Source organism: uncultured Oscillibacter sp. (genome assembly GCF_900544955.1).
GTDB lineage: Bacteria > Bacillota > Clostridia > Oscillospirales > Oscillospiraceae > Oscillibacter.
On the sequence record NZ_UQXD01000011.1, the window covers coordinates 1 to 19,283 of the forward strand.

At 68.5% G+C, this 19,283-nt stretch carries 19 protein-coding genes; 18 read left to right on the forward strand and 1 reads right to left on the reverse strand.

All coding sequences use genetic code 11. The features are described from left to right. From QZS21_RS04140 to QZS21_RS04195, 12 genes are all read left to right on the forward strand, one after another. A partial coding sequence (locus tag QZS21_RS04140) for a biotin/lipoyl-containing protein (protein ID WP_295580602.1) occupies positions 1–232 on the forward strand: 232 nt, incomplete at its 5' end. Further along, positions 226–1,617, forward strand: a complete 1,392-nt coding sequence (accC, locus tag QZS21_RS04145; RefSeq protein ID WP_295580604.1) for an acetyl-CoA carboxylase biotin carboxylase subunit — start codon at positions 226–228, stop codon at positions 1,615–1,617. The genes QZS21_RS04140 and accC, both read left to right, overlap by 7 nt. Next, a complete protein-coding gene (accD, locus tag QZS21_RS04150; protein WP_295580606.1) occupies positions 1,614–2,468 on the forward strand; it encodes an acetyl-CoA carboxylase, carboxyltransferase subunit beta in 855 nt (284 codons plus the stop codon). The genes accC and accD overlap by 4 nt, the downstream gene beginning before the upstream one ends. Next, positions 2,465–3,283, forward strand: a complete 819-nt coding sequence (locus QZS21_RS04155; protein WP_295580608.1) for an acetyl-CoA carboxylase carboxyltransferase subunit alpha — start codon at positions 2,465–2,467, stop codon at positions 3,281–3,283. Before accD ends, QZS21_RS04155 begins: the two co-directional genes overlap by 4 nt. Next, a complete protein-coding gene (locus tag QZS21_RS04160) occupies positions 3,280–4,230 on the forward strand; it encodes a beta-ketoacyl-ACP synthase III (RefSeq protein ID WP_295580610.1) in 951 nt (316 codons plus the stop codon). Before QZS21_RS04155 ends, QZS21_RS04160 begins: the two co-directional genes overlap by 4 nt. Before the next feature lie 18 nt (positions 4,231–4,248). After that, on the forward strand, positions 4,249–5,190 hold the full coding sequence (locus QZS21_RS04165) for a nitronate monooxygenase (RefSeq protein WP_295580612.1): 942 nt from the start codon (positions 4,249–4,251) through the stop codon (positions 5,188–5,190). Next, the gene (locus QZS21_RS04170; protein WP_295580614.1) at positions 5,181–6,269 is read left to right on the forward strand and encodes a nitronate monooxygenase family protein; all 1,089 of its coding nucleotides are present in this window, start codon (positions 5,181–5,183) and stop codon (positions 6,267–6,269) included. Before QZS21_RS04165 ends, QZS21_RS04170 begins: the two co-directional genes overlap by 10 nt. After that, entirely contained in the window at positions 6,266–7,198 is a 933-nt protein-coding gene (gene fabD, locus QZS21_RS04175) for an ACP S-malonyltransferase (protein ID WP_295580616.1), read from the forward strand. Before QZS21_RS04170 ends, fabD begins: the two co-directional genes overlap by 4 nt. Then, entirely contained in the window at positions 7,198–7,941 is a 744-nt protein-coding gene (gene fabG / locus QZS21_RS04180; protein WP_295580618.1) for a 3-oxoacyl-[acyl-carrier-protein] reductase, read from the forward strand. The genes fabD and fabG overlap by 1 nt, the downstream gene beginning before the upstream one ends. Before the next feature lie 91 nt (positions 7,942–8,032). Beyond that, positions 8,033–9,274, forward strand: coding sequence for a beta-ketoacyl-ACP synthase II (fabF, locus tag QZS21_RS04185; RefSeq protein WP_295580620.1), 1,242 nt, complete (start codon positions 8,033–8,035; stop codon positions 9,272–9,274). A 1-nt stretch (position 9,275) separates the two neighbouring features. Next, entirely contained in the window at positions 9,276–9,707 is a 432-nt protein-coding gene (gene fabZ / locus QZS21_RS04190; protein WP_295580622.1) for a 3-hydroxyacyl-ACP dehydratase FabZ, read from the forward strand. A 63-nt stretch (positions 9,708–9,770) separates the two neighbouring features. After that, positions 9,771–10,235: a MarR family winged helix-turn-helix transcriptional regulator gene (locus QZS21_RS04195; protein WP_295580624.1), complete on the forward strand. Its 465-nt coding sequence runs from the start codon at positions 9,771–9,773 to the stop codon at positions 10,233–10,235. An 81-nt stretch (positions 10,236–10,316) separates the two neighbouring features. Here QZS21_RS04195 and gluQRS read toward each other — a convergent pair whose 3' ends face one another. Beyond that, entirely contained in the window at positions 10,317–11,258 is a 942-nt protein-coding gene (gene gluQRS, locus QZS21_RS04200; protein ID WP_295580626.1) for a tRNA glutamyl-Q(34) synthetase GluQRS, read from the reverse strand. Between the two features lie 517 nt (positions 11,259–11,775). Here gluQRS and QZS21_RS04205 point away from each other — a divergent pair. From QZS21_RS04205 to QZS21_RS04230, 6 genes are all read left to right on the forward strand, one after another. Next, a complete protein-coding gene (locus tag QZS21_RS04205) occupies positions 11,776–12,378 on the forward strand; it encodes a hypothetical protein (RefSeq protein ID WP_295580628.1) in 603 nt (200 codons plus the stop codon). A gap of 89 nt (positions 12,379–12,467) precedes the next feature. Further along, positions 12,468–13,631, forward strand: coding sequence for a cation diffusion facilitator family transporter (locus QZS21_RS04210; RefSeq protein ID WP_295580630.1), 1,164 nt, complete (start codon positions 12,468–12,470; stop codon positions 13,629–13,631). A 126-nt stretch (positions 13,632–13,757) separates the two neighbouring features. Then, on the forward strand, positions 13,758–14,774 hold the full coding sequence (gene spoVAD, locus QZS21_RS04215) for a stage V sporulation protein AD (RefSeq protein ID WP_295580632.1): 1,017 nt from the start codon (positions 13,758–13,760) through the stop codon (positions 14,772–14,774). A 94-nt stretch (positions 14,775–14,868) separates the two neighbouring features. Continuing rightward, positions 14,869–15,225 carry a stage V sporulation protein AE gene (spoVAE, locus tag QZS21_RS04220; protein ID WP_295580635.1) on the forward strand — a complete coding sequence of 119 codons (357 nt, stop codon included), beginning with the start codon at positions 14,869–14,871 and terminating at the stop codon, positions 15,223–15,225. A gap of 115 nt (positions 15,226–15,340) precedes the next feature. Then, positions 15,341–16,582 (forward strand): hydrolase, encoded by a 1,242-nt coding sequence (locus tag QZS21_RS04225; RefSeq protein WP_295580637.1) that lies wholly within the window; start codon positions 15,341–15,343, stop codon positions 16,580–16,582. Between the two features lie 316 nt (positions 16,583–16,898). Continuing rightward, positions 16,899–19,103 carry an S-layer homology domain-containing protein gene (locus QZS21_RS04230; RefSeq protein WP_295580639.1) on the forward strand — a complete coding sequence of 735 codons (2,205 nt, stop codon included), beginning with the start codon at positions 16,899–16,901 and terminating at the stop codon, positions 19,101–19,103. The last annotated feature ends 180 nt before the right edge of the window (positions 19,104–19,283 follow it).

Here is a 19,283-nt window from a genome sequence, read left to right on the forward strand (position 1 = left end):
CATCACCGCGCCACTGGTGGGCACCTTCTACGCCGCCCCGGCACCGGACCAGCCCCCCTTCGTCTCCGTGGGCGACCGGGTGAAAAAAGGCCAGACCGTCTGCCTCATCGAGGCCATGAAGATGATGAGCGAGGTCCCCGCCCCCTGCGACTGCGTGATTGAGGCCGTGCTGAAGGCCGACGGCGAGCTGGCCGCCTTCGGCGAGGCGCTGCTGCGCTACCGGCCATGCTGAAGCGGGTTTTGATCGCCAACCGGGGCGAGATCGCCCTGCGGGTGCTGCGGGCCTGCCGGGAGATGGACATCGAGACCGTGGCCGCCTATTCCCAGGCGGACGCGGAGGCCCTCCACGTCCAGCTGGCCACCCAGGCGGTGTGCATCGGCCCCGCCAAGGCCAGCGAGAGCTACCTCAACCAGGACGCCCTGCTGACGGCGGCCCGGGCCACCGGCTGCGACGCCGTCCACCCCGGCTACGGCTTCCTGTCTGAAAACGCCGACTTTGCCGACGCCTGCGCCGCCGCGGGGCTGGTGTTCATCGGCCCCTCCGGCGACACCATCCGCAAGGCCGGCTCCAAGTCCGCCGCCCGGGACCTGATGAAGGCGGCGGGCGTCCCCACCACCCCCGGCTCCGACGGGCCGGTGGACAGCGTGGAGGCCGCCCTGGCGGCAGCGGAGACCGTGGGCTACCCGGTGCTGCTGAAGGCCAGCGCCGGCGGCGGCGGCCGGGGAATCCGCCGCTGCGACAGCGCGGCGGTGCTGCCCGCCGCGTTTGCCGAGGCCAAGGCCGAGGCCAAGGCGTGCTTCGGCGACGACGAGATGTATCTGGAGAAGCTGGTCCTCTCCCCCCGGCACATTGAGTTCCAGGTGCTGGCGGACCGCCACGGCAACGTGATCCACCTGGGGGACCGGGACTGCTCCGTGCAGCGGCGCAACCAGAAGCTCATCGAGGAGGCCCCCGCCCGGTGCCTGACGCCGGCGCTGCGCGACGAGATGGGCCAGGCCGCCGTCCGGGCGGCCCGGGCCGTGGGGTACGAGGGCGCCGGCACCGTGGAGTTCCTGCTGGACGCCGACGGGACCCACTTCTATTTTATGGAGATGAACACCCGCATCCAGGTGGAGCACGGCATCACCGAGCTGATCACCGGGGTGGATTTGGTGCGCCAGCAGCTGCGGGTGGCCTCCGGGCTGTCCCTGGACATCGCCCAGGAGGCAGTGCGCCTGGAGGGCCACGCCATCGAGTGCCGCATCAACGCGGAGGACCCGGCGAAGAACTTCCAGCCCTGCCCCGGCCAGGTGGACTTCCTCCACTTCCCCGGCGGCGCCGGGGTCCGGGTGGACTCCTGTCTGTACAACGGCTGCCAGCTCTCCCCCTACTACGACTCCATGGCGGCGAAGCTCCTGGTCCACGCCCCCACCCGGCTGGAGGCCATCCGCAAGATGCGCCGCTGCCTGGAGGAGTTCGCTCTGGAGGGCTTCCCCACCAACGCGGAGCTGAGCTACCAGATTCTGTACCATCCCATTTTCGTCCGGGGCGGCTGCACCACGGCCTTCCTGGACGAGCACCTGCCCGAGCTGCTGGACTTCAGCCGCCGGGTAGGGGAACGTGAGGAGGGCGTATGAACAGCATTTTCGCCAAGCGCCGGGCCCGGCTTCTGGCCATGAAGGCCATCCGGGACAACTACGTTCCCGGCGACAAGCTGACCACCTGCCCCAAGTGCGGGCAGGAGAGCGAGCGGAAGGCCGTGGCCGAGGGGCTGTCGGTTTGCCCCAAGTGCGGCTACCACTGGCCCATCGGCGGGTACTACCGCCTCAGCACCATTCTGGACCCCGGCTCCTTCCGGGAGCTGAACGAGAAATACCCGGCGGCGGACCCCCTGTCCTTCCCCGGCTACCGGGCCAAGCAGGACGCCGCCCAGCGCAAAACCGGCCTCACGGAGGCCGCCGTCACCGCCACCGGCGCCATTGGCGGGCGGCGGTGCGTGGTGGGCGTGCTGGACAGCCGCTTCCTCATGGGCAGCATGAGCGCCGCCGTGGGGGAGAAGATCACCCTGGCCATTGAATACGCCGCCAAAAACAAGCTCCCCCTCATCCTCTTCGCCGCCAGCGGCGGCGCCCGGATGCAGGAGGGGATTTTGTCCTTGATGCAGATGGCCAAGACCAGCGCCGCCCTGGCCCGGTTTTCCGACAGGGGCCTGCTCTACATCTCCGTCTTGACGGACCCCACCACCGGCGGCGTCACCGCCAGCTTCGCCTCCCTGGGCGACATCATCCTGGCGGAGCCCGGCGCCCTCATCGGCTTTGCCGGCCCCCGGGTGATTCAGCAGACCATCGGCGAGACGCTGCCCGAGGGCTTCCAGCGCGCGGAGTACCAGGAGGCCCACGGCTTCGTGGACGCGGTGGTGCCCAGAGCGCAATTGCGGGAGACCCTGGCCCGGCTCCTGCTTCTCCATGAGAAAGGAGGCCGCCCATGAATCAGCTCACCGCCGCGGAGCGGGTGGCCATCGCCCGAAACCCCCAGCGGCCCAATATCACCGACTTGATCGACGGCCTGTTCACCGACTTTTTTGAGCAGAAGGGCGACCGCCTGTGCGGCGAGGACGCCGCCATCCTGGGCGGCGTGGCGTCGTACCACGGCCAGAGCGTCACCGTCATCGGCACCCGGAAGGGCAAGACTCTGGAGGAGAACCTCCAGTGCAACTTCGGCATGCCCAACCCGGAGGGCTACCGCAAGGCCCTGCGGCTGATGCGCCAGGCGGAGAAGTTCCGCCGCCCCGTCCTCACCTTCATCGACACCTCCGGCGCCTATCCCGGCCTGGAGGCCGAGGCCCGGGGCCAGGGGGAGGCCATCGCCCGGAACCTGCTGGAGATGAGCCGCCTCACCGTCCCCGTCATCGCCGTCGTCACCGGCGAGGGCAACAGCGGCGGCGCCCTGGCGCTGGGCGTGGCCAACCGGGTGCTCATGCTGGAAAACGCGGTGTACGCCATCCTCTCCCCGGAGGGGTTTGCCTCCATCCTGTGGAAGGACGCCGGCCGCAGCGCCGAGGCCTGCGAGCTGATGAAGCTGACGGCCCCGGACCTGATGCGCCTGGGCGTCATCGACGACATCATTCCGGAGCCGGAGGGCGGCGCCCACACCGCCCCCGTCCAGGCCATCCGCCAGATCGACCGCTGCCTGCGGCGGCACCTGGCCGCCCTCTCCAAGGAGAGCGGCGCCGCCCTGGCCGCCGCCCGCTACCAGAAATTCAGAAAGATGGGGGCGGCCGCTCCCCAGAAGGAGGAGCCATGAACGGCATCAAAATCCGTGGCACCGGCCGCTGCGTCCCCGAGCACCTGGTCACAAACGAGGACCTCGCCAAAATCGTGGACACCAACGACGAGTGGATCACCACCCGCACCGGCATCCGCCACCGCCACCACTGCACCGGCGGGGAAAGCCACATCGCCCTGTGCACCGGCGCCGCCCGCCGGGCCCTGGAGCGGGCGGGCATCTCCCCCGCGGACATCGGCGCGTGCATTGTGGCCACCGTGTCGGCGGACACCATCGTGCCCTCCGCCGCGTGCCTGCTCCAGCGGGATCTGGGGCTGCCGGAGGACATCCCCTGCTTTGACCTGAACGCCGCCTGCACCGGCTTCCTCTTCGCCCTCCACACCATGGAGTGCCTGCTGAACGCCTCCCCCCGGAAATACGGCCTGGTGGTGGGGGCGGAGGTGCTGAGCCGCACCATCAACTGGGACGACCGGGGCACCTGCATCCTCTTCGGGGACGGCGCCGCCGCCGCGGTGGTGGAGTGCCGGGAGGGCTGGCCCTCCATCGGCGCGGTGCTGGGCAGCCGGGGGGACGACGAGCTTCTGCGCCTGCCGGGCATTGAGACCGGCGAGCGGGGCTTCATCTCCATGGAGGGCACCAAGGTCTTCAAGTTCGCCGTGGAGACGGTGCCCGCCTGCATGGACGCCGTGCTGGAGAAGGCGGGCAAGACCGCGGAGGACGTGGATTTCTTCGTCTTCCACCAGGCCAACGCCCGCATCATCGACCTGGCGGTGCGCAAGTACCGCATCCCGCCGGAGAAATACTACAAAAACATCGACGAATACGGCAACACCGCCGCCGCCAGCGTCCCGCTGGTGCTCAGCGAGCTGGAGGACCAGGGCAGAATCGGCCCCGGCAGCCGGATGCTGGTGGTGGCCTTCGGCGGCGGCCTCACCTGGGGCGGCGCGCTGATTGAATTTGCGTAAGGCAAGAGAGGATACTCCATGAAGAAATTGAACGAGCTCCTGGGGACCGAGTTCCCCATCATCCAGGGCGGCATGGCCAACATCGCCACCGGCGAATTCGCCGCCGCCTGCTCCAACGCCGGCGCCCTGGGTATGATCGGCACCGGCGGCATGCGGGAGGCCGGGCTTCTGCGCCAGCAAATCCGCGTCTGCCGGGAGCGGACGGACAAGCCCTTCGGCGTGAACCTGATGCTGATGAACCCCTGCGTGGAGGAGATGGCGAACATCCTCATCGAGGAGCAGGTGCAGGTGGTGACCACCGGCGCCGGCAATCCCGGCAAGTACATCCCCGCCTGGAAGGACGCCGGCATCAAGGTGCTGCCGGTGGTGGCCGCCGCGGCCCTGGCCCGGCGCCTCTCCCGCTACGGCGTGGACGCCTTCATCGCCGAGGGCACGGAGTCCGGCGGCCACGTGGGCGAGATGACCACCATGGCCCTGGTGCCCCAGATCATCGACGCGGTGGACGTGCCGGTGGTGGCCGCCGGCGGCATCGCCGACGGGCGGCAGATGGCCGCGGCCCTGGCCCTGGGCGCCTGCGGCGTCCAGGTGGGCACCTGCCTGCTTGCCAGCGTGGAGTGCCCCATTCACGAGAACTACAAGCAGGCCATCCTCAACGCCAAGGACAGCGACACCGTGGTAACCGGCCGCAGCGTGGGCGGGCCGGTGCGGTGCCTGAAAAACAAGATGACCCGGAAGTACCTCAGCCTGGAAAAAGAGGGCGCCACCCTGGAGGAGCTGGAGCACGTGACCCTGGGCGGCCTCCGCCGGGCCGTGTTCGACGGCGATATGGAGACCGGCAGCGTCATGAGCGGCCAGGTGGCCGGCATGCTCCACGAGATCAAGCCCGTCCGCCAGATTCTGGAGGAGCTGTTCGGCGGCGGCCAGACCGTTTTGGAGGCAACCGGCAGAGCATGGCAGTGATGATTCGGGGGAAATCCCTCCCCCTTCCGATTGTACAGGGCGGCATGGGCGTGGGGGTCAGCCTGGACCGGCTGGCCGGCGCCGTGGCCGCCTGCGGCGGCATGGGCACCATCTCCACCGCCATGTGCGGCTTCCGGGAGCCGGACTTCGCCGCCGACCCCAAGGGCGCCAACCTGCGGGCCCTGGCCGCCCAGGTCCGCCGGGCCAAGGAGCTGGCCCGCGGCGCAGGCCTGGTGGCCATCAACGCCATGGTGGCCACCACCCAGTACGCCGACAGCATCCGTACCGCCCTCCGGGCGGGGGTGGACGCGGTGGTATGCGGCGCGGGGCTGCCCCGGGACCTGCCCGCCATCGCAGCGGAGGTGCCGGAGAGCGACGCCGCCATCGCCCCCGTCGTCAGCGGCGGCCGGGCGGCGGGCCTCATCTGCAAGCTGTGGGATAAGCACTACCGCCGCGTGCCGGACTTCGTGGTGCTGGAGGGCCCCCTGGCCGGGGGGCACCTGGGCTTCTCCAAGGAGGAGGCCCGGGAGGCCCAGGCGGGGCGGTCCAAGCCCCTCTCGGACCTCCTGCGGGAGGTGCTGGAGGCCCTGGCCCCCTTCCGGGAGCAGTACGGCCGGGACATCCCGGTCTTTGTGGCCGGAGGCGTGAAAAACGGCGGCGAGATGCGCCGCTACACCGACGCCGGGGCCGCCGGGGCCCAGTTTGCCACCCGGTTCATCGCCACGGAGGAGTGCGACGCCCGCGACGGCTACAAGCAGGCGCTGCTCCGCGCCCGCGGCGAGGACGTGACCATCGTCCAAAGCCCCGTGGGCATGCCGGGCCGGGCGCTGCACAGTCCCCTGATCCAGCGGGTGGAGGCCGGTTCCCAGCCCCGGATAGCCACTTGCAGCCGCTGCCTCACCGTCTGCGACTGCAAAACCGCCCCCTACTGCATCTCCAAGGCGCTGATCGCCGCGGTGGAGGGGGACTGGGAGAACGGACTCTTTTTCTGCGGCGCGGGCGCCGGAGAGGTGAACACCCTCTCCACGGTGCCGGAGCAGATGGAGCAAATCATGAGAGAATGGAGGGCCGCGCCATGAAGCTCGGTTTCCTATACGCCGGACAGGGCAGCCAGCACCCCGGGATGGGGGCGGACCTGTACGAGGCGTTTCCCGCCTTCCGCGCCGTGATTGACGGCGCCCCGGTGGACTTTGACCTGAAGGAGGTCTCCTTCACCGACAGCCGGGGCGTTTTGAATCAGACCCGGTACACCCAGCCCTGCATGGTGGCTTTCGCCGCCGGGCTCACCGCCGTGCTGCGGGAGCGGGGCATCGTCCCCGCCGCCGCCGCCGGGCTGTCCCTGGGCGAGTACTCCGCCCTCCACGCCGCCGGCGTCTTCGACGCCGCCACCGCCATTCGCCTGGTGGCCTTCCGGGGCCGGGCCATGGAGGACGCCGCCGCAGGCCGGGAGAGCGCCATGATGGCGGTCCTGGGCCTGGACCGGGAACCCCTTCAAGCTGCCTGCGAGGAGGCCGCGCCCCTGGGCTGCGTGGTCATCGCCAACTACAACTGCCCCGGGCAGCTGGTGATCGGCGGCGAGAAGGCCGCCGTGGAACAGGCCGCCGCCCTGGCCAAGGAGCGGGGCGCCAAGCGATGCCTGCCGCTGAAGGTCAGCGGCCCCTTCCACACCCCCCTGATGGCCCCCGCCGGGGACGCCCTCCAGGCGTATTTCCAGGGCGTGGACTTCGCCGCCCCCGCCATTCCGGTGGTGTTCAACTGCCTGGGCGACGTGAAGGGAGACGAGACCGCCATTCCGGAGCTGCTGGTCCGCCAGGTCCAGAGCAGCGTGTATATGGAGGACTCCATCCGCCGCCTGGCCGCCATGGGCCTGGACGCCCTGGTGGAGATCGGCCCCGGCAAGGCCCTCAGCGGCTTTGTGAAGAAAACCGCGCCGGAGATGCCCGTCCACGCCGTGGAGACCGCGGCGGACGTGGAGGCCCTGGTGCAGCTGGTAAAGGAGAACGGATGATGGATTTTTCCAATAAGACCGCCGTGGTCACCGGCGGCAGCCGGGGCATCGGCCGGGCCGTGTGCCTGGAGCTGGCAAAGGGCGGCGCCAACGTGGTGCTGTGCTACGCCGGCAACGCCTCCGCCGCCCAGGAGACCGTATCCGCCTGCGAGGCGCTGGGGGCCAAGGCCATGGCCGTGCAGTGCGACGTGGCGGACAGCGCCCAGGTGAAGGCCATGATGGACGCCGCCCTGGCCGCCTTCGGCCGGGTGGACATTCTGGTGAACAACGCCGGCATCACCCGGGACGGCCTGCTGATGACCATGAAGGAAGAGGACTTCGACGCCGTGACGGCCACCAACCTGAAGGGCACCTTTCTGTGCATGAAGGCGGTGGCCCGACAGATGATGCGCCAGCGGAGCGGCCGGATCGTGAACCTGTCCAGCGTGGTGGGCCTGCGGGGCAACGCCGGGCAGGTGAACTATGCCGCCAGCAAGGCCGGCGTGGTGGGCATGACCAAGTCCCTGGCCAAGGAGCTGGCCTCCCGGGGCGTCACCGTCAACGCGGTGGCTCCCGGCTTCATCGAGACGGACATGACCGCCGCCATGCCGGAGGCCGCCAAAACCGCCACCCAGGCCGCCATCCCCATGGGGCGGCTGGGGGCCGCGGAGGACGTGGCCCGGGCGGTGGCCTTCCTGGCCAGCGACGAGGCCGGGTACGTCACCGGCCAGGTACTGGCCGTGGACGGCGGGATGAGCATGTAACTTCCCCCGCCTCCGCCCGGCGCGCAGCCGCCGGTCTCCAGCGCCCCCCGCGAGGGGGATCTCTGACATTCTCACTTCTAGGAGGTACACTATGGAACGACGCAGAGTCGTCATCACCGGCCTGGGGGCCGTCACCCCCGTTGGCCTCACCGCAACCGAAAGCTGGCAGGCCGTGAAGGACGGCGTGTGCGGCGTGGCGCCCATTACCCAGTTCGACGCCTCTTCCATGAAGGTGAAGCTGGCCGCCGAGGTTAAGGGCTTCGACGCCGACGCCCTGCTGGGCAAGCAGGAGGCCAAGCGCATGGGCCGCTTCACCCAATTTGCCGTGGTCTCCGCCCGGGAGGCGATGGCCGACGCGGCCTTCGACATCCAGGCGGCCGACCCCGACCGCTGCGGCGTCATCATCTCCAGCGGCATCGGCGGCCTCTCCATCACCGAGGCCGAGCACGACAAGGGCAAGGAGAAGGGCTGGGACCGGGTCTCCCCCTTCTATATCCCCACCGGCATCTGCAACATGGCCGCCGGCCGCGTGGCCATCGACACCGGCTTCCGGGGCATGTGCTCCTGCCCCGTCACCGCCTGCGCCGGCGGCACCAACGCCGTGGGCGACGCCTTCCACTACATCCGGGACGGCTACGCAGAAGTGATGCTCTGCGGCGGCGCGGAATCCAGCGTCACCCCCCTGGCCATCGGCGGCTTCACCTCCATGAAGGCCCTGGCCCAGACCGAGGACCCCGCCCGGGCCTCCATTCCCTTCGACCTGGAGCGCAGCGGCTTTGTCCTGGGCGAGGGCGCGGGCGTGCTGCTGCTGGAGGAGCTGGACCACGCCCTGGCCCGGGGCGCCAGGATTTATGCGGAGATCGTGGGCTACGGCGCCACCTGCGACGCCTACCACATGACCGCCCCCCTGCCCGACGGCAGCGGCGGCGCCAAGGCCATGGCCCTGGCCCTGGCGGACGGCGGCGCCGCCCCGGAGGCGGTGGGCTACATCAACGCCCACGGCACCTCCACCCACTTAAACGACGCCGGGGAGACCTCCGCCGTCAAGACGGTGTTCGGGGAGCACGCCTACCGCCTGGCCATCAGCTCCACCAAGTCCATGACCGGCCACATGCTGGGCGCCGCCGGCGCCGTGGAGGCCATCTTCACCGCCCTGACGCTGCAAGACGGCTTCCTCCCCGCCACCATCAACTACCGGGTGCCCGACGAGGCATGCGATCTGGACGTGGTGCCCGGCACTGGACGGAAGGCCGACGTGACCTACGCCCTGTCCAACTCCCTGGGCTTCGGCGGCCACAACGGCAGCCTGCTGCTGAAGAAGTGGGAGGCGTGAGATGGAACTGAACTCCAATCAGATCGCGGAAATCCTGCCCCACCGCTACCCCTTCGCCCTGGTGGACCGGATCACCGACTACGAGCCGGGCCAGTGGGCCAAGGGCATCAAATGCGTCAGCATGGGCGAGCCGGTGTTCTGCGGCCACTTCCCCCAGCAGCACGTCCTGCCCGGCGTGCTGATTTTGGAGGCCCTGGCCCAGGTGGGCGCCGTGGCCATTTTGTCCCTGCCGGAGAACAAGGGGAAAATCGCCCTGTTCGGCGGCGTGAAAAACGCCCGGTTCAAGCGGAAGGTCATCCCCGGCGACGTGCTGGAGATGGAGTGCGTCCTGACCAAGCGCCGCGGCCCCGTGGGCATCGGGGAGTGCAAGGCCACGGTGAATGGCGAGGTGGCCTGCACGGCGGAGCTGACCTTCGCCATCGGCGCGGAGTGATCCGACGGTCTCCCCAACTCCTGCCATACCAGAGAACAATGCAGAAAGCCGGGAGGCGGAACGATGCTGAAAGACATTTTTTTTGACGTGTACACCAAATTTAAGCTCCACTTCTACCAGGAGATTTTTCAGCGCTTCCAGGACCGGGAGGCCAGTCTCACCACGGTGGAGACCTTCTGCATGGAGACCATCCAGGCCCTGGGCAGCCCCACGGTGAACGAGTTCGCCACCTTCATGCGCATCTCCCCGCCCAACGCGGCCTACAAGGTGAACAGCCTGGTGAAAAAGGGGTATCTCCACAAGGTCCAGTCCCCCGACGACCGCCGGGAGTACCACCTGGAGGTCACCCAGAAATACGTGGACTACTACAATATCTCCACCAGCTACATGGTGGAGGTGATGGACCGGATCGCGGCCCGCTTCTCCCCGGAGGAGTGCGCCAAGCTGGAGGAGATGCTCACCATCGTCAGCCAGGAGCTAATGCCGGAGGTCCCCGTCCCCGGCTGCCAGATGCGGATGCCGGAGTAAAGCCATATGAGACGAGACACAGGCCGAAGGCCTGTGTCTCGTCTCATATCAGTCCGCGGAAAGGCCGCGCCGCCGCCCCGGTCAAAACAGGCCCTCCGGCAGGCGGATGTCCGCCCGGGGCACCTTATCCCAGTCAAAATCCGCCAGCAGCGCCTCCGCCGTCCGGGGCGACGCCGAGGGGTTGAAGCCCGCCAGGTAGGCCAGCTTCCCCAGCACCTCCGCCGCCCCGGCCCGGCCCCGGAGGCGGTCCAGCCCCGCGTCGGCGTCCCGCTTGGAGAGGCGCCGCCCCTCCGGGGAGAGCAGCAGGGGGAAGTGATAAAAGGCCGGGGCGGGCAGGCCCAGCAGGTGGTAGAGGTACAGCTGCCGGGGGGTGGAGTCCAGCAGATCCGCCCCCCGGACCACCTCCGTCACCCCCATGGCGGCGTCGTCCGCCACCACCGCCAGCTGGTAGGCGAACATGCCGTCGGACCGGCGCAGGAGAAAGTCCCCGCACGCCTCCGCCAGGTTCTCCCCATAGGCCCCCAGGTGGCCGTCGGTGAAGGCCCAGCGCTCCGCCGGCACCCGCAGCCGCAGGGCCGGGGTCCGGGTGCGGGCCCGCTGCGCCGCCTGCTCCGGCGTCAGGCCGCGGCAGGTCCCGGCGTAGAGTACCTGGCCGTCCCCCCGGTGGGGGGCGCTGGCGGCGTGGAGCTCCGCCCGGGTGCAGAAGCAGGGGTACACCAGCCCCATGGCCTCCAGCTTCTCCAGGGCCGCCTGGTAGCGGGCGGTGCGCAGGCTCTGGTAATAGGGTGCCTCCGGCCCCCCCACCTCCGGCCCCTCGTCCCACACAAGGCCCAGCCACCGCAGGTCCTCCACCATCTGGTCCGCGTAGCGCCGGGGGCAGCGGGCGGTGTCCAGGTCCTCGATGCGCAGCACCACCCGGCCGCCCTTCTGCCGGGCGGAGAGCCAGGCGAGCAGGCAGCAGAGGATATTTCCCAGATGGATGCGCCCGCTGGGGGATGGGGCGAAACGGCCCACGGTCTGCACGGCGGGACCTCCTCTCCTGATGCAATGAAATGATACCGCGTGCCGGACAACGCCGGAAGTCTTGGCCCTCAAGGCGTTCGGCGTTGTTCAAGCGCAAGGACTTTCCGCGTTTGCAAAAACCTGCGCTTCACAGGCAGCTTTTGAAAAGCCGCCTGTTGGTATACGGCTGCATTCCATAAACGCGGCATCGCCGCGCGGTCTATTCAGCAGACCTTATTATAGCGGGAAACGGCGCCGCCTGCAAGAGGGGACGCGGGGCGCCGCCGCGGCTCCATTTCCATTGTGCGCCGTCCCGCGATGTGCTAAGAGGAAGGCGGCATCACAAAAGCCGGTACACAACGGGAGGGACGGGAGAAGGGGACCCGCCCGGCCGGGCGGGTCTCCGCCTTCTCTGCGCGCCGGGAGGGGCGGACGGCTCCCGGCGCCCTGGAAAAAAGAGGGGCGCCGCCGTCTCGACAAACCCAATTTCCGGTGCTATAATATAGGTTCTGAAACTCCACAAATGAGGTGTATCAATATGAGCGAGGAAATGCGGACCTTCGGCTACCTCTGCCCCAAGTGCGGCAAACCGGTGATGGGCAGCCGCTCCGTGTTCGCCCTGGAGGCCTCCGACGCGGAGATCGCCTGCTCCTGCGGCGAGAGCGTCCTGCGGACGGACTTCGACGGGCGGAACTACCGGATTTACGTCCCCTGCGGCCTCTGCGGCGAGACCCACATGGCCCTCTGCGGGCCGGACCGGGTACTCCGCGGCGCCACCGCCCTGGGCTGCGCGGCCACCAAGCAGTTCTGCTGCTTCATCGGCCCCGAGGGGACCGTGGAGAAAAACCTCCGGGAGCTGTCCGTGCTGGCGGAGAAGGAGAAGCAGCAGGGCGAGGCGCCGGAGGCCTTCGTGGACAATGTAATCATGTACGAGGTCCTCTCGGAGCTCAAGGAGATCGCCGCCCGCCCGGACGGCATCACCTGCGCCTGCGGCAGCAAGCGCTATGGCATGGAAATCCGCCGCGCCGCCGTGGACCTGATCTGCCGGGACTGCGGCGCCAAGCTGCGCGTGCCCGCCGCCACGGACCGGGACCTGGACGACCTTTGCTGCCACATGCGGCTCCTCCTCCCCGGAAAATAAGCCCCCGCGCCCCGCCCCGGTGGGGCGGGGCATCAATCTGATGGCAGCGCCGCCCCGGCGGCCCGTCCAACAGAAAGGAAGAATTCATCATGATCTCTTTGCTGGCGCAGCTTCTCATCAAGCCCGGCAGCAGACCGGAACCGGAGCTCCGCAAGGCCTACGGCATTCTCTGCGGCGCCGTGGGCATCGGGCTGAACGTGCTGCTGTTCTGCGGAAAGTTCTTCGCGGGCACCCTCTCCGGCTCCATCGCCATCACCGCCGACGCCTTCAACAACCTCTCCGACGCGGGCAGCTCCTTCGTGACGCTGCTGGGCTTCCAGCTGGCGGGCCAGAAGCCCGACGTCCACCACCCCTTCGGCCACGGGCGCATCGAATACCTGTCCGGCCTGGCGGTGTCCATGCTGATCCTGCTGATGGGCTTTGAGCTGGGCAAGTCCTCCCTGGACAAGATCCTCCACCCGGTGCCGGTGGAGTCCGGGCCGCTGGTGCTGGCCATTCTGTGCGCCTCCATCGCCGTGAAGCTCTACATGGCCCTGTACAACCGGCGGCTGGGCAAGCGCTTCTCCTCCGGCGCCATGCTGGCCACCGCCGCCGACTCCCTCAGCGACAGCGTCGCCACCCTGGCGGTGCTGATCGCCACCCTGGTGGGCCGGTTCACCGGCCTGATGATCGACGGCTGGTGCGGCATTTTGGTGGCGGCCTTCATCCTCTGGTCCGGCTACAACGCCGCCCGGGACACCGTCGACCCTCTGCTGGGCACCCCGCCCACCCCGGCACTGGTAAACCGCATTCGGGAGCTGGTGCTGGCCCACCCCGCCATCATCGGCATCCACGACCTCATCGTCCACGACTACGGCCCCGGCCGGGTGATGATCTCCCTCCACGCCGAGGTCTCCGCCTCGGGAAACGTGCTGGAGCTCCACGACGAGATCGACAACGTGGAAAAGGAGCTGCGGGAGAAGCTGGGCTGCGACGCCGTGATCCACATGGACCCGGTGGTGACCGACGACGGCGTGACCGAGGAGACCCGGCGGCGGGTGGCGGACCTGGTCCACTGCATCGACGACGCCATCAACATCCACGACTTCCGCATGGTGAGCGGCCCCACCCACACCAACGTCATCTTCGACGCGGTGGTGCCCTTCGGCTTCCGCCTCAGCGACGAGGAGGTGGCCTCCAAGATCAAAACCGCCGTCCGGGCGCTGGACGGCAACTACTACGCGGTGGTGAACGTGGAGCAGTCCTACACCTGAGCGGGGGCGGCGGACGCCCCGTTTTGCCAAACGCACCGGCCCGGCGGCAGAATTTGCCGCCGGGCCTTCATATTTTCGCCGCTTTGGGAAATCCTATGGAAAATCCATCAAAACGAGGTGGCCTCCATGAACGACAAACGACTGGGCCGGCAGACCGTCGCCCTGGCCCATCCCCCCTCCGTCCTCTCCTTCGCCAACATCGGCGGCAAGTTCGAGGGCCAGGGACCCCTGGCAACGTATTTTGACGAGCTGAGCGACGACGCCTTTTTCGGGGAGAAGACCTGGGAGAAGGCGGAATCCACCATGCAAAAACGGGTCCTCCAGCGGGCGCTGGATCAGGCGAAGCTGAAGCCCCGGGACCTGGACTACGTCCTGGCGGGAGACCTTCTGAACCAGTGCATCGGCTCCTCCTTCGGCCTGCGGGACTTCGGCATCCCCTTCTACGGGCTGTACGGCGCCTGCTCCACCATGGGCGAGTCGCTGTCCCTGGCGGCGCTGCTGATCGACGGCGGCTTCGCCGGCAAGATCGCCGCCATGACCAGCTCCCACTTCTGCACCGCCGAGCGGCAGTACCGCATGCCGGTGCCCTACGGCAGCCAGCGGACCCCCACCGCCCAGTGGACCGCCACCGCCGCCGGCTGCACCATCCTGGCGGAGGACGGCCCCGGGCCCTACGTCACCCACGTCACCTGCGGGAAGATCGTGGACAAGGGCATCACCGACGCCAACAACATGGGCGCCGCCATGGCCCCCGCCGCCTACGCCAGCCTGGCCGCCTTCTTCCACGAGACCGGCACCAAGCCCCCGGACTACGACCTCATCATCACAGGCGACCTGGGGGAGCTGGGCCACGCCATCGTCCGGGACTTCTTCTCCCGGGACGGCATCGACCTGGGGGAGCGGTTTCAGGACTGCGGGCTGCTGCTCTACGACCGGGAGAAGCAGGATATGCACGCCGGGGCCTCCGGCTGCGGCTGCTCCGCCTCCGTGCTGAACGGCTATCTCCTGACGGAGCTGCGCCGGGGCCGGTGGCGCCGCATCCTCTTCGCCCCCACCGGCGCCCTCCTCTCCCCCACCTCCAGCTTCCAGGGCGAGTCCATCCCCTCCGTGTGCCACGTGGTCTGCCTCTCGGCGGAGCGGTGAGCCGGGGCGGCCCTTTCCCCTCCGACACCGGATTTGCATATTCCGGCGGGTTTGGGAAAAACTGATTCCAGAAATCAACCGGGAGGCGTCTTCTATGGAGTATCTCAACGCATTCCTCTGCGGCGGCATCCTCTGCGCCATCGGCCAAATCCTCATCGACAAAACCCCGCTGACCCCCGCCCGCATTCTGACGGGCTACGTGGTGGCGGGCGTCCTGCTCAGCGCCCTGGGGCTGTACGAGCCCATCGCCCAGTGGGGCGGCGCCGGGGCCACGGTGCCCCTCACCGGCTTTGGCCACGCCCTGGCCAAGGGCGTGCGGGAGGCCACCGCCCAGCAGGGCTGGCTGGGCGTTTTCACCGGCGGCCTCACCGCCACCGCAGGCGGCATCGCGGCGGCGGTGGTATTCGGCGTGGTGATGGCCCTGCTCTTCAAGCCCGGCGACAAGCGCTGAATTGGAGGAACGGACACCAGTCCGTTCCTCTTTTGTCATTTTTTTGTTCTTCTTTCCGCCAAAAGACCTGATATACTGTTTTTATCAGAATTTCGACGGAAAGGACCCGACTGCTATGCCACGTTTGCCCGCTGCCCTGCTTGCCCTGGCGCTGCTGTTCACCCTCCCCGCCTGCGGTGCCGCTGCCGCCCCGCCGGAGGAGGAGACGCCGCCGCCTGCCGAAGTCCCCGCTCCCCCGGAGGAGGCCCCCGCCCCCGAGCCGGAGCCCTATCAGATCTCCGACCCCACGGTGATGCCGGCGGGCGCCGCTCGGGACGGCGTGACCTACGCCGCCTGGGACGGCGTGGTGGAGCACCTGTTCTTCCACCCGGTGGTGGCCTACCCGGAGCTGGCCTTTGACGGCGACGCCCAGGCCAACGGCATCGACGACTACATGGTGACGGTGGACGAGTACAACAGCATCCTCCAGAGCGTCTACGACAAGGGCTACGTCCTGGTGGACATCGCCGACGTGTGGAGCGAGACCACCGGTGAGGACGGCCAGCCCCACATGGTGCGGAACACCCTCTACCTGCCGGAGGGGAAAAAGCCCCTGATCCTCTCCTTCGACGACACCAACTACTACCCCTACATGCTGGAAAACGGCTTCACCTACAAGCTCATCCTGGGTGAGGACGGAAAGATCGCCTCCTGGGGCAAGGACCCCCAGGGAAACGAGGTAATCAGCCGGGACCTGGACGCCATTCCCATTCTGGACAAGTTTGTGGAGGCCCACCCGGACTTCTCCCCCTTCGGCGCCAAGGGCTGCCTCTCCCTGACGGGCTACGAGGGCATTCTGGGCTACCGGACCATGACGGAGCGGGAGGACACCTCCGCCGGGCATGAGGCCAACCGCCAGCGGGAGCGGGAGGCGGTGAAGCCCATCATTGCGGAGCTCAAGCGCACCGGCTGGACCTTCGGCAGCCACACCTTCGGCCACATCCGCCTGGGGGGCAGCCGGTCCATGGAGGTGATCCAGGCAGACACCCAGCGGTGGTTCGACGAGGTGGGGAGCCTGGTGGGCGAGACCGCCATCCTCTTCTACCCCCACGGGGAGCGCCCCGACGGCAACGACTGGCAGACCACCGGCCCCATCTTCCGGTATCTCCAGTCCCAGGGCTTCCGGGTCTTTGCCTCCGTGGGCATTGAGAGCTTCAGCTACATCAAAAAGGACATCAGCGCCGTCATCTGCGACCGGCTCCACCCCGATGGCACCACCCTGCGCTATTCCAGGCAGCGGTACTTGCAGTTCTACGACGCCAAGGACATCATGAACGTGGACGTCCGTCCCCAGCGGGAAATCCATTGGGACAGCTGACGCCCGGGACGGCTGTCCCTGCGCCTGCCGGGCTGCTCTGATTGGGCTGCGGCCCGCGGTCCGCCCGCCGGCGGGCCGGGCAGTTGCCTCCGCCGCGCACACGCCGCGGAAGAAGCGGATTTCATCTCCCTTCGCCGCTCCGGCGGCGAACCGCCGGGAGACCGTCTGGACATGATACGGGGAGAGGCGCGCACCGCCGGGTGCGCGCCTCTCCCCGTTTTCTCTGCCCGGAGGGCCCGGGGTTCCTTGACCCCGGGCGGAAAGGGTGGTATGCTCTTTACAGGAATTCTTTCACATTGTAAGGGGAGGCCACTCTATGAAACAACATTGGAAACAGCCCCTGTCGCTGCTGCTGGCCCTGTGCCTGTCCGCCGCGCTGCTGGTCCCGGCGGTCCAGGCCCGGGAGACGGCGGTCTTTGACGCCTTCCCGGAGCCGGTGCCCCTGGCGGACCGGGACTGGGAGCGGGCGGACACCGCCGCGTTCGGCCAGGCCCTTGCGGCTCTGGACGCCGCCGGCGCGGACGCCCCGGACCAGACGCTCTTCGCCCTCTGGACGGACCTGGATGAGGCCTACCAGCGCTTGGAGACAGCCTATATCTTCTGCACTCTGGACTACTATCGGGACGCCGCCGCCTATGGAGACGCGTACATGGGCTGGGACAGCCTCATCAACCAGGCCTTCAACGACTACACTGCCGCCACCCAGGCCCTTCTGGCGGGCAGCTGCGCCCCGCTTTTGGAGGAGGCCCTGGGCGCGGACGCCGACGTCTATCGGGACATGCTGGTGGACACCCCGGCGCAGATGGCGATGCTGGAGGAGCAGACCGCCCTGGTCAACGACTACTGGCAGGCAATCACCCAGGACTACCGGGCGGTTTGGAACGGCCGGTCCTTTACGGAGGATGCCGCTGCGGAGGCCTATCTGGACGGCACGCTGTCCGACGAGGCGTACGGCGCCATTACGGCGGAGATCGCCAAGGCCCGGAACGCCGCCGCCGCGCCCATTCTGGCGGAGCTGGTGCCCCTGCGCAACCGCTACGCCGCCTCCCACGGGTACGACAGCTACGCCGCCTTCGCCTACGAGAAAATCTATGACCGGGACTACGCCCCGGCGGACACCGCCGCCCTCTACCAGGCGGTGAAGGAGATCTTCGTCCCCCTGTCCCGGGAGCTGAATGCCGTGCTGTTCTACCGCCCCTCGCTGGACGGGTCGCTGCTGGACGGTATGACGGACCTGACCCAGGAGGAGGTGCTGGACCTGGCGGCGCCCTGCGTGGAGCAGATTTCCAGCGAATACGCGGCGGTGTACGCCTATATGCGGGACCAGGACCTCTGCGACATCGGCCCCCTGGACACCAAGTCCAGCGTCGGCTTCACGAACGCGCTCCCGGCGTATGGCTCCGCCTACCTGTTCAACCGGCCCATGGGCATCTATTGGGACGTAAAGGTGCTGATCCATGAGTTCGGACACTATGCCGACGCTGCCCTGAGCCCAAATACCGTGCTCTGCTTCGATACCGCCGAAATCTGCTCCCAGGGGCTGGAACTGCTGACGCTGCCCTTTGCCGCACAATTGGCGGGAGCGGCGGGCGCCGACGCCTACCGGGCGGCAGAGCTCCTGGATATGATCGACGGCGTGATCTCCGGCTGCCTGGAGGACGAGTTCCAGCAGGCCGTGTACGCGGACGGCGGCATGACGGCGCCGGAGATGAACCGCCTGTACCGCCAGCTGGCCGCCGAGTACGGCTACCAGTACGCCTCGCCGGGGGACCAGGCCTACAACTGGGTGCAGATCTCCCACACCTTTGAAAGCCCCTTCTATTACATCAGCTACGCCACCTCCGCCCTGTCCAGTCTGGAGCTGCTGGGGCGCTCCCTGACGGATTTCGACGGCGCCGTGGACACCTACCTGTCCCTGGTCGCCCAGACGGAGACCCGGGGCTATCTGGCGGCGCTGGAGGAGGCGGGCCTCTCCAACCCCCTCCGCCCCGACGCTGTGGAGCAAATCGCCGCGGACACCCTCCGCTATCTGGAGCAGACGCTTTACCATCTGCCCGCCTGGGACCTCTCCGACAATTGGGCGGCGGAGGCAGTCCGCCTCTGCACCGCCGCCGGGCTGTTCCAGGGCGACGAACCGTTCCACGCCGAGGCGCCTCTGACCCAGGAGGCCCTGGCCGCCCTCCTCCATCGCCTGGCGGGCAGCCCGGAGACCGAGTCCTCCCCCCTTTCCTGGGCGGCGGAGGAGGCCCTCATGGACCCGGCGGCACTGGCGGAGCCGGGCCGGGCCGTCACCCGGCAGGAGCTGGCGCAATCGCTGTTCCGCCTCTTCGGTGAGGCGTCCTCCGGGGCGGCGCCGGACTTTGCGGACTGGGACCAGACGGCGCCGGAGGCGGCTCCCGCGCTGGCCTGGGCCGTGGAGGCCGGGCTGTTCCAGGGCGACGGGGCGGGCCTGCTCCGGCCCGGCCAGCCCGCCACCTGGGGCGCCGCGGCGGCGGTGCTCTACCGCTGGATGATGGGCTGACGACAACAAAGCAGGGAGGGACCCCATGGGGACCCTCCCTGCGGTTATAGATGTCTTCCGGCGATTCGCTGCCGGAGTGGTGTAAACAAATAGAATCATGTTCTGCCGCGGCGTGTACGTGGCAGAACATCCCCCTCGGCCCGCAAGTGTACGAACTGTGCGCCGTAAGCGCACAGTGAG